General features: G+C 36.0%; 12 protein-coding genes and 1 other annotated feature (1 of these 13 only partly in view). Of the genes, 8 read left to right on the plus strand and 4 right to left on the minus strand.

All coding sequences use genetic code 11. From position 1 onward, the window contains the following. Positions 1 to 196: a binding site (T-box leader), on the minus strand; it reaches 55 nt to the left of the window's first position. Positions 197 to 472: 276 nt separating this feature from the next. The 3 genes from TY11_RS09430 (at position 473) to TY11_RS09440 (ending at position 2,793) form a co-directional block, all read left to right on the plus strand. Continuing rightward, complete coding sequence (locus tag TY11_RS09430) at positions 473 to 700, plus strand: hypothetical protein (RefSeq protein WP_042145457.1); 228 nt, start codon at positions 473 to 475, stop codon at positions 698 to 700. 192 nt (positions 701 to 892) lie between these two features. Continuing rightward, the gene (locus tag TY11_RS09435; RefSeq protein WP_042145459.1) at positions 893 to 1,570 is read left to right on the plus strand and encodes a hypothetical protein; all 678 of its coding nucleotides are present in this window, start codon (positions 893 to 895) and stop codon (positions 1,568 to 1,570) included. Then, on the plus strand, positions 1,567 to 2,793 hold the full coding sequence (locus tag TY11_RS09440) for an efflux RND transporter periplasmic adaptor subunit (RefSeq protein ID WP_042145462.1): 1,227 nt from the start codon (positions 1,567 to 1,569) through the stop codon (positions 2,791 to 2,793). The genes TY11_RS09435 and TY11_RS09440 overlap by 4 nt, the downstream gene beginning before the upstream one ends. Positions 2,794 to 2,858: 65 nt before the next feature. Here TY11_RS09440 and TY11_RS09445 read toward each other — a convergent pair whose 3' ends face one another. Together TY11_RS09445 and TY11_RS09450 are read right to left on the minus strand one after the other, a co-directional pair. Continuing rightward, positions 2,859 to 3,089 carry a hypothetical protein gene (locus TY11_RS09445; RefSeq protein WP_042145464.1) on the minus strand — a complete coding sequence of 77 codons (231 nt, stop codon included), beginning with the start codon at positions 3,087 to 3,089 and terminating at the stop codon, positions 2,859 to 2,861. A gap of 92 nt (positions 3,090 to 3,181) precedes the next feature. Next, positions 3,182 to 3,901 (minus strand): Na-translocating system protein MpsC family protein, encoded by a 720-nt coding sequence (locus TY11_RS09450; protein WP_052345791.1) that lies wholly within the window; start codon positions 3,899 to 3,901, stop codon positions 3,182 to 3,184. Positions 3,902 to 4,059: 158 nt separating this feature from the next. Here TY11_RS09450 and TY11_RS09455 point away from each other — a divergent pair, with 158 nt between their 5' ends. The 3 genes from TY11_RS09455 to TY11_RS09465 all read left to right on the plus strand — a co-directional run bounded on the left by TY11_RS09455 (position 4,060) and on the right by TY11_RS09465 (position 7,160). Beyond that, a complete protein-coding gene (locus tag TY11_RS09455) occupies positions 4,060 to 5,190 on the plus strand; it encodes a GNAT family N-acetyltransferase (RefSeq protein WP_052345792.1) in 1,131 nt (376 codons plus the stop codon). A 78-nt stretch (positions 5,191 to 5,268) separates the two neighbouring features. Further along, the gene (cwlD, locus tag TY11_RS09460; protein WP_042145469.1) at positions 5,269 to 5,994 is read left to right on the plus strand and encodes an N-acetylmuramoyl-L-alanine amidase CwlD; all 726 of its coding nucleotides are present in this window, start codon (positions 5,269 to 5,271) and stop codon (positions 5,992 to 5,994) included. Positions 5,995 to 6,101: 107 nt separating this feature from the next. Then, complete coding sequence (locus tag TY11_RS09465) at positions 6,102 to 7,160, plus strand: Mrp/NBP35 family ATP-binding protein (RefSeq protein WP_042145472.1); 1,059 nt, start codon at positions 6,102 to 6,104, stop codon at positions 7,158 to 7,160. Positions 7,161 to 7,225: 65 nt separating this feature from the next. Here the strand turns inward: TY11_RS09465 and gerD are convergent, their stop codons facing one another. Then, a complete protein-coding gene (gerD, locus tag TY11_RS20410; protein ID WP_042145474.1) occupies positions 7,226 to 7,882 on the minus strand; it encodes a spore germination lipoprotein GerD in 657 nt (218 codons plus the stop codon). A gap of 152 nt (positions 7,883 to 8,034) precedes the next feature. On the opposite strand from gerD, the gene TY11_RS09475 reads away from it, so the two are divergent. Next, positions 8,035 to 8,652 carry a KinB-signaling pathway activation protein gene (locus TY11_RS09475; protein ID WP_042145477.1) on the plus strand — a complete coding sequence of 206 codons (618 nt, stop codon included), beginning with the start codon at positions 8,035 to 8,037 and terminating at the stop codon, positions 8,650 to 8,652. A 42-nt stretch (positions 8,653 to 8,694) separates the two neighbouring features. Here the strand turns inward: TY11_RS09475 and pdaB are convergent, their stop codons facing one another. After that, positions 8,695 to 9,453, minus strand: coding sequence for a polysaccharide deacetylase family sporulation protein PdaB (gene pdaB, locus TY11_RS09480; protein ID WP_042145480.1), 759 nt, complete (start codon positions 9,451 to 9,453; stop codon positions 8,695 to 8,697). 392 nt (positions 9,454 to 9,845) lie between these two features. Between pdaB and TY11_RS09485 the strand changes: the two genes are divergently transcribed. Then, entirely contained in the window at positions 9,846 to 10,067 is a 222-nt protein-coding gene (locus TY11_RS09485; protein ID WP_042145483.1) for a hypothetical protein, read from the plus strand. Positions 10,068 to 10,373 lie beyond the last annotated feature (306 nt).

Below are 10,373 nucleotides of genomic sequence, written 5' to 3' on the forward strand. Positions count from 1 at the left end.
AGAAACAATCCGGCTCTTAATACTTCATACTATTATACGTGTTCCCATATAACGGTGGAAATCCGTCAATGCTTACTATTTTCAGCTTTACATCTCGGAGATGAGTTTCAGAAAAGAATGTCCATCGACTTCCACCAAACGCCGAATCTCTGGAGAACAGGGTTCTTCTCTTACTTTTTCTCGTCACTGACTTTAAATTATTAATACTAATTTAGTGGAATTAAATAAGGATGTCAATAAAATAAGTGAATAAAAAAACATTAAAATAAATTAGAATGTTCCTATTAAATATGGTCTAAATTAGACAAATAAGGACAACCATTAGATGAAATTCTAGTTATGTCGAGTAGGATACCTGCATACGATTATATGAAAGAAGAAATCAAGCAATCATTTGTGTAAGGTTTTCACTTAATTATTATGAGTTTTTTCTAAAGGGTTTCTTAAATCAATTAAAGGTGGTGCAAAGAAAGTGAATAGAAAGTGCACAATAGGAGCATTAGTAGGTGGTTCAACGGCTGGAGGATGGTTAATCATGGACCTAATTCTTCCAGAACCAATAGGGGATTATTTGTTGTTTGGAATAATGGCTGCAGTTAACGCAGCGGTAGGCTGGCAAGTAGTGCGAATGCTAGAGAAAAAGGAAAATGGAAACGAGGACTCCTTGGAAGGTGAAAAACTAGGGGCAGGATCGAATTAAATATGATGATACTTAAAGGTACCAGATACTCGGAAGTGTAACAAATTTCCTAGTATCTGGTGCTTTTTGTTTAGTAGGTAGTTCGTACTAATATTATTTGAAATAGATTGAAAATAATGGATATTTGTTGAAACGTGCGTTAAAATTAATGAAAAGTAGGTCCCCATAGTCTAAAAAGAAAAGGGTGGAATAATGACATACTCAATCAACATATTCAAATTATTATTTGCAGTAGATGACCATATTTTTCGGATTGGAAAAGCTGAACTAATCCGAACACCTTGGAAAGTCATGCTCCTACTCATGCTATTTTCTACATTCCTATACAGTGGAATGGGTATGTTGGGGATTGGTTCTTCGCCTATATCAAGTGGTGCGGTTGTATTAACCCCTTCCGAATATGAAATGCAAAAGCTATGGTTTATAATTGGTCGAATCATTTATTCACTAGCATTTGTATTATTTATTTTATTTGTTCCCTCTTTAATTTTTTATTGGGTTACGAAAATTCAATATAAAAAGTTATTACTTATGCAACTTGTCGTTTTATTTGTTTTACTTATTGAGAGAATATTATGGATACCGTTTGTTGTTTATTTTGGGTTAGACTGGTATGTCTCACCGTTATCATTTGGGATTATTGCATCTTACTTTACTGATATTCCGTTTTTGATTTATTTATTTGGCGCAATCTCTTTATTTCAATTATGGATTGTAGCATTCCAGATTAAGTTCGTAAGTAAGTTATCTGCCATCCAAAAAGGTTGGATATGGAGTACTGTGATCTTATTTAATCTTGCTGTTTGGACACTAACAGCAGTAGTAGCATTTACAGATATTCTGATGATTAATAGGTGGTTTAACTTATGAGGAAAAAACGGATGAAGTGGTTAGCACTAGTATTATTTATCGGGATTAATTGTTTGTTGGTATGGTTGGATGATGGAGAAAAAGTGATAAGACAAGCCTATGTACCAACATGGGAAAAGGTGTATCAAACTGATTTGTTTGAAACGATTGAAGCGGATGGTGTAGTTACATATTCAGGTGAAAGCTTTGTCTACTTTGACAAAAGTATCGGAAGCTTTGATAGTTTTCTTGTAGAAGAAGGTAGCAAGGTAGAGGTTGGTGATCCTCTGTTCCAATATCGTGTGAACGATTATGCAGAGGCAGAGGCAATCTTGTCCTATGAATTGGAAAAGATCGATGGGGAAATTGATGCGATTGAAGATGCTATATCTGAAATGGTATCGTATCGGATACCGAGACCTTCTGTGCCGGTTGTTGGCAATGCAGAAGAAGATAATACAACGGTAGTGGTAACACCACAGGAACCAGTTGAAGCAGATTTGATAAAGGAACAGTTTATTATCCAAAAAGAACAAGAATTAGCTACGAAAAAGGAACAAGAGCAGGCCATTGAAAACCAATTAGATGATTTACAAGAAAATGGTGACACCATTACAGTTGAAAGTCCTTTTGAAGGGAAAATAAAAGAGATTTCCTCCACGCTTAATGATCCAATTATCCGCATTGAACATATGGGACTTCAGGTCAAAGGGGAGTTAGACGAGGCTGCTAGGTTTGAAGTGGAATCTGGGCAACCCGTTGAGATTACTTTAGCTAATGGGGAACAGACATTACAAGGTTCGATTTCGCAGATAGAGGATGCACCACATGACATTACTGTTGATTCAAAAAGTATTTACCCTTTTGAAGTTAGTTTTAAGGAAGAGCAAGAATTAGATTCTATTTTACCGGGGTATCATGCTAATCTAAGAATTACGGTTAATGAATCTATTAATGGGATAACTGTCGATACAGATACTGTTAAACACCATCATGTCTGGAAAATGAATGATACTGGAAAAATGGAACTTGTCCCTGTTCAAACTGGCATTCAAATGGGGGATGATCTAGAGGTAATCAGTGGACTATCTCTTGGTGACGTTGTGACAAAGGAGTCTATTGATGCATCCTATAAAGGGATGCCATTTATTACACCAATTAAGTTTACAGATGTAGCGTGGTTGGATGTTGGTAAATATAAGGACTGGCTATTGTACATGACAACTGGAATTATTACGAGATAATTGGGGAGAGTGGCTATGTTGCTACTCCCCCTTTCTATTTATCTCAAACAATACTAAGTGATACTCTATTCTATTTCATGTTTTGTTATATTGTTTTCCTTTTGAATAAACCAATGGCCAATAATGCGTAATTCTAATAAAGAAATTCCTCTCTCCCTAGCGACCTTTTCAATTTGATTCATTTCAAATAACATCCGACCAAGATTCTCTCCATTTTTAATCTTTTTCTCTACAAAGCAATAAAAACATCCTAGCAATTCTGCTGGTAATTTTTCATAAAAGTTTTTTCTCTTCAATAGTTTTCTCCTTAAGGTTCGTTATTTGATGCAATAAAAAAAGCCAAAAAGAAGTGGCACATGCCTTACCTCTTTTTGGCTTATGTCTAGCTTTATTTATCTAGTACATTACCGCCTGATTGTGTGGGGTTTACAATAAATAGAATTATACTTTTATCTCGATCAAAATCCCAAGAAACAAAAATATCGTCGATCTTGCTGTCCAATAAGGATTCGAAGCGTATGTTATTATGTAGTTGCCGTTTTTCTACTCTCCTTTTGGCTGATCGTAAAATGTCACGATAGCCAAGGCGAATAAATTCACGTTCAATTGTAATTAAGATACCTGTACGGAGAATAGCATATGTCCGTTCATTTATTTTTACGGATAATACTTCTTCTGGAACCTTTTGGGTTTGTTGTCCAATATTATTAATCTCTTCGTGAAGGGATTCTTTCCCTTTAAATTTCTCATTGGATAACTCACCAAGAGTTGATTTATCTTTTGAAATAGCGATGAACATTCCAGAGAAGTTATGTATTCCCCAATCATAATAAAATTCATCAATTTCCATTTTGGTTAGTACTGTCATGTAGGCCTTCAGTTCAGGAATGATATTTTGCATTAAAATATCTCTTGTGTTGTGAATTATATTTTCTTGTCCTGCTTCTAAGAGTACATTTTCCGTAGGGGAAATGAAGTTTCTTATGTATACAGTAATAAATGGCTTTCGTATTGATACATAGACCGTTTCAGGCCCTCGACCAAAGCGTTCTCGTAATGTTTTCCCGATATAACTGGACAATTCTTTTTGTATCTCTTGTGTTTCCAACTGTAACATCCTTTTGCTAAGATAAAAGCGCTATTGTCCTTTATCCTTTTATTATTTTAGAAGTTATAATATAGATTATCAACTAATAAATAGATTTTATACGGAGTATGAGGGAGATGAAATCATGATTAAAGAATTAAAACTGGATGAGGATTATCGTGAAATTTTTAAACTCTCACAATTTGCTTTTCAATATCGAACTAAGTGAAGAAGAAATTGAAAAGAAGCGTGAGGAGGCTAAGCGGCATCGAATATGGGGGAAAATAGTAGAAGGAAGAATAGCTTCCAAATTACATTTGATCCCCTTAACGGTATATGTGAGTGGAAAGCCCATGAAAATGGGTGGAGTTTGTTCTGTTGCCACATGGCCCGAGTTTAGACGAAGTGGAATGGTCAAGGAGCTTTTAGCAAATGCACTTCAATATATGCGGGATAATGGTCAGGTGCTTTCCTTCCTTCACCCATTCTCCGTCCCTTTCTATCGTAAATATGGATGGGAAGTTACCTTCAATGAGAAGATTTACACCATTCCTATAGTGAATTTACAAAGAGCATGGAACATTGATGGTTATGTCCGAAGAGTTCTACCCGAAATTTCATTACTAAAAGAAATATATTGTGTGTATGCTAAGCGGTACACAGGTACTATTTTGCGTGATGAAAAATGGTGGGAACAGCGAGTGTTAAAAGACGATACCCAAATTGCGATAGCGTATAATAACAAGCATCAGCCAGAGGGATATATCTTATTTGAAGTGAAGGATAAACAATTTACGGCCATTGAAATGGCATATCGTTCTGAAATCGGAATGAAGCTCTTACTACAGTTTGTAAGTAATCATGATTCTATGGTTGAAAAAGTTGAATTTGTGGTACCTGAAAATGATAATATCCCACTGCTTCTGGAAGAACCCAGATTTGATACAAAGGTTGACCCTTACTTTATGGCCAGAATTGTAGATGTACATGGATTTTTGGAACAGTACCCATTTGTGAGGTCGGATAAAGAAAGGGCTGTTTGTCTCCGAGTAGTAGATAATTTCTTACCGGAGAATTCAGGATTATTTCATGTAAAACAGTCGGTTAATGGAGTTATAGTTGATATAGTTAATATGGGGGGCCAAGAAGTAATAACCTGTTCCATTCAACAGCTAACGATGATATTTTTAGGATATAAACGCCCTACTGAGTTGTTTCAACTTGGACTTTTACAAGGCAATGTAGCAGCAATCAATTGTTTAGAAAACATGATACCCTTTCAACAAACTTATCTTCCAGATTACTTTTAATTTCTAATGGCTTCACAAGTCATAAACCCATTACTTGTCCCATAAAATAAGGTGAGGATAAGTAAAGGGGCGAACGAAATGAGTCGATTAGGAAAATTTGCTTTTTGGTTAGTTGGATTAGTAGTACTTGTGATACTGATAAAATTTCCATTACCCGACTTTACCAAAGAAACCGCTGGCTTGCCCCTTCCTTTAACAGGGAAGGTAGTAGTACTTGATGCGGGCCATGGTGGGGTAGATGGTGGAGCAGTTGGTAAGGATGATACTTTAGAAAAGGATATTGCATTAGATGTAACCAAGAAATTAAGAGATTACTTACAACAGTCTGGTGCAATCGTATACTTAACTCGAGAAACAGACACCGATTTGGCTGCAGAAGATACAAAGGGGTTATCAAGAAGAAAAGCAGAAGACATTAAGAATCGAATGGAGTTTATTAATACCCACGACGCTGATTTCTTTTTGACTATCCATTTGAATGCTATTCCGTCAACAAGATGGAGTGGAGCACAAACCTTCTATTATCCAAAATCAGATGAAAATAAGCACCTAGCAAAGATGATTCAAGCAGAAATAACCAGAAATTTAGAAAACACTAATCGTAGCGCTCTTGCTGTCAATAATTTATATTTACTGAAAAACGCAAAGATACCAGGTGCTTTAGTTGAGATTGGGTTTCTTTCGAATGTAGCAGAAAGGGAACTGCTGAAAGATCAAACCTATCAAAGACAGATGGCAGCAAGTATCTATGAAGGGATATTGCGTTATTTGACAGTAGAGCCAGAAGCGGAAGAAGAAAAGTAAGTAATGTTGCAAACCTCCTATGATTCATATCACTTAGGTTTTTGGTGATTTATGTTATACTAGCCTTGGACTAATTAAATTTAAGGCTGAAATAGGAAGGTGATTACATGTTAACAAAAGAAGAGGTAATACAATTACTGAATCCTGTAAGAGATCCTTTTTTACATAGAACTCTAGAAGAAACAGAGGGAGTCAAGGAAGTAACTATTAAAGAAGATAAGAAGCATGTCAGCGTAAAAGTGGCAATTGGTAAAACGAATACTGCTGAACAAATGCAACTTCAACAAGAGCTAGTCGGGATTTTAAAGCGAAATGGTGCTGTGACAGTTGGACTTCGTTTTGAACAACTTCCAGATGAAATCATTAAAAAATACCAGCCTGCCGTGGAAAGTGCAAAAGAAAAGGCATTAATGGGTGGAAATAAACAACCCCACTTCTTAGCAATTGCAAGTGGTAAAGGTGGCGTAGGTAAATCAACAGTTACTGTGAATCTTGCTATCTCGTTGATGAGACTAGGGAAAAAAGTAGGTATCATTGACGCAGACATTTACGGTTTTAGTGTTCCGGATATGATGGGAATTGAAGAAAGACCAGTTGTTCGTGGACAGAAGATTATCCCAGTTGAACGTTTTGGTGTAAAAGTAATTTCGATGGGCTTCTTTGTAGAGGATAACTCTCCAATTATTTGGCGTGGTCCAATGCTTGGTAAAATGTTAAATAGTTTCTTCAAGGAAGTGGAATGGGGAGATTTAGATTACCTATTACTAGACTTGCCACCAGGTACAGGTGATATTGCTATGGACGTTCATGAACTATTGCCTTCATGTAAGGAAATCATCGTAACAACACCACATCCGACCGCTGCATTTGTAGCAGCTAGAGCGGGGCAGATGGCACTTAAAACAGAGCATGAAATCTTAGGTGTTGTGGAGAATATGGCGTACTATAAAAGTCCGAAATCCGGTGAAAAAGAATATGTTTTTGGACAAGGTGGCGGAAAGAAGCTTGCTGAAGTACTAAAGACAAAAGTATTAGGGCAATTGCCAATCCAGCAACCATATGAGGAAGAAGATGAGTTTGCCCCTTCTGTATATCAGGAAGATCATCCAAACGGAAAAGAATATCATAAGATTGCAGCAAAGGTTATAGCTCAAGTAGAAGAGTAAAATTATGAGTAGGGTCAGGTTCTTTTATAAAGAACCTGACCCTTTATTTTGTAAGTGCAACAATACTATTGACCGCCACCGCTACCGCCGCCGGATTCGCCACCGCCACCACCACCGGACTCGCCGCCTTGGCCGCCACCACCTTGACCACCAGATTCACCACCACTACCTTGACCTTTACTTTGTTCTTCAGCAGCTTTTAATAATATCTCTTGGATCTTTGCTTGGAACAATGGTGATTCTAATGTTTGCTGTACGGTTTCCTCAAGGTGAGCACGAAACTGTTGACTCTTTAATGTCTGTATAGTTGCTTCTTCCATTTCGGGATTCTGTAATAAATCCATCATTTGCTTTTGATATTCTGAGTCATTCATTAGACTTTTCATTAATTTTTTTTGGTCTTCTTCGACGGACTTATAGAATGTTTCAACGAATTTTGGGTCTTCAAATAGCTTCTTCCACATTTCTGCGCCTTTATCAGATGTTAGTGTTTCATCAATCGCTTGTTTTACTGTAGTGGATTCAATGACTAATTTTTGCTGCATCTTTTCATCGGCTAAAATTTCCCCTAACGCCTTTTTTCCGTCTTCAGTTTGTAATATATCAACAACCATTTTCTTGGTTGCGTCATAATCTGTTTCCTTTGGTGCTGCTTCCCCACCGCAAGCACTAATTAAAAGGAGTGTAACGCCAATAAATGGCAAGAAGAAAATACGTAGCATTTAGAAAACCTCCTTCCACTTATCATTAATATGGATGAGAAAAAACAAAAATATGCGCTTGATAAAGGAAAAAAGATTAGGTTCATGTTAAAATACCAATTGTGTAAGTAAAAGGAATGTATGAGTTTTACATAACCAGGAGGAATATTCAATTGAATAGTCGAAAAGTAGTAAACTTGTTTTTAAAAACATTAGCGTTAGGCGGCATTGTAGGTCTAATTGTTAGCTTTTTTGTTAATGTTAATGGTGCTTATACCGAAAATCTTCAACCGTTTAATTTTATCGGCCTAATTGGTGTAATGGTATTCTTTATTGGACATGGTTTGCTTTATAGTGCCGTAAGCCAGACGGGATTTTTTGCTTATCTATATGTTCATCGATTAGGATTAAGTATATTCCGTTCTTTTTGGCCAACAGTTCAAATAGTATTAATAGCATTCGTGGTCTTTGATCTAATATACTTCCCTTATAAAAGGTCAGAGGGAGAAGTTTCGTTAATTTGGTTTATTCTAGCTGCGGCAGCGCTTGTAATTTATGGTTGGATCATTGCTAAAATTAAAGCAAAGGAAACCAAAAAACATGCTTTCATACCAGCCCTTTTCTTCATGGTAGCATTTACTGTTGTAGAGTGGGTGCCGGCACTTAGGATTGGTTTGGTAGGGGCGGATTTCTCGATAATTATGATAATTACCTTACTTGCGTGTAACACCTATCAACTATTGATCTTACATCGATTGAACAATAGCTCTAACGAAAAAGTGAAACAATAAAAAGAAACCTGATGATATTTTACTGTTCATCAGGTTTCTTTTTTACTCCACTATTTTCGTTTCTGCATGGGCTTGATTAATCATTTCGGACACGGTAACAAACTTAAAACCTTTGTTTTTTAAACCAGGCAGAATAGTTTTTAGTGATTCAGCTGTTTGTTTGACTGAATCGGAAGCGTGTAATATTATGATGTCCCCATTATTAGTTTGGGACATCACGTGGTCAATGATTTTCTGGGTTCCTGGATTCTGCCAATCGTTTGGATTAATGTTCCAGTGAATGACTTTATGGCCCAAATCTTCTGCAAGCTTTATTATCTCGTCATTAAAATGACCGTGTGGTGCCCGTACTAGCTCCATATCCTTATATCCCAACTTAGCAAATATCTCTTTGGCATAACGTAAATCTTTTCTCACTTGATCTATTTCTTGATCAAGGTAACTCTTATAGCGATAGCCTAACATTCCTACTTCATGTTTTCCCTCTGAGATTTTATTAAGAATATCAGGGTGCTTTTCAGCCCACTCTCCACTTACAAAGAATGTGGCTTGGACTTGCTGCTGTTCAAGTTGTTTTAATATGTCATGTACTTTTTCCTCTCCCCAACTGATGTTAAATGTTAATGAAATATTGGGTTCATCTGAGCTACCCTTTGTTAAGGCAACAGGACTTTCTTTTGAAAAAACAGATAATGCACCATTGCTCTCAAACCAGAGAAATCCTGCAGTGAAAAAGGCTAACACAACAACAAGAGTCCATCTTTTTAATTTGTTAAAGCGCATAACATAAAAATGACTCAAAGATTCCACCTCCAAATGAAACAAGCTTCCATACATTTTATGAACAGAATTTCAAAATATGAACAAGCTATAAATTGATTTAGTTATAGATAGGAAAAGTCACTTGCATAAATTAGCTGAAATTGTGAACGATATATAGGGAACTAATTTAACAGGATAAGTTTTCTCGATTGAGGTAGCATATGGACTTGTTGTCCCTTGAACAAGTTCCGAGTTTTTATTCGCTATAGGACCCCCTCTATTAATTTTTAGGTTAACACCTTGAATTTTTGTAGTGGGGGTCTTACAGCCGGTTAACGAAATAATATACCCCCATACTTTGACAAAAATTTCGAATGTATATGTTATAGCGATATTTATCAGTTAGTGCCGAAACATGACGAGGTGATGATGTGTTAGGATTAATGATTAATCATACAGAACAAAAAGAATTGGAGTATCTAATTAAAAGAGAGTTAGATGAAATTATATTTGATTTAGGAGATAGTAGAATTGATAATATGGTAAAGAGTGCGATGAAAGAACGGTATAAAGTTCTTTTTCAACTACTTAGAAGGGTAGCGAGTGAAAAAGAGTGTATGCGTTATATACCTAAGAAGACCAAGAACGAGTAGGATAAATCAAGGTGATACATAACATTGTATAAAATTTCTGAAGAGACTTTTTTTAATAAAGAGCGTTGATTTTATTTCATAGCTATGGTATATTAATTTTTGTTGTCAGGTAAGAAATTTTGTCAAACAACATATTTTAAAAAAGTTGTTGACATCGGATGACAAACATGATAAATTATATCTTGTCGCTAAAAACGACAAAAGAAATAGATTGCTCCTTGAAAACTGAACAAAACAACCAGTATGTAAGAAAAAACAACCCTGTTTTTTCTATTTTAAAAGAAATTCTAAAAGCTAGCGTGCTTT

The organism is Paucisalibacillus algeriensis, from assembly GCF_000577245.1.
Lineage (GTDB): Bacteria > Bacillota > Bacilli > Bacillales > Amphibacillaceae > Ornithinibacillus.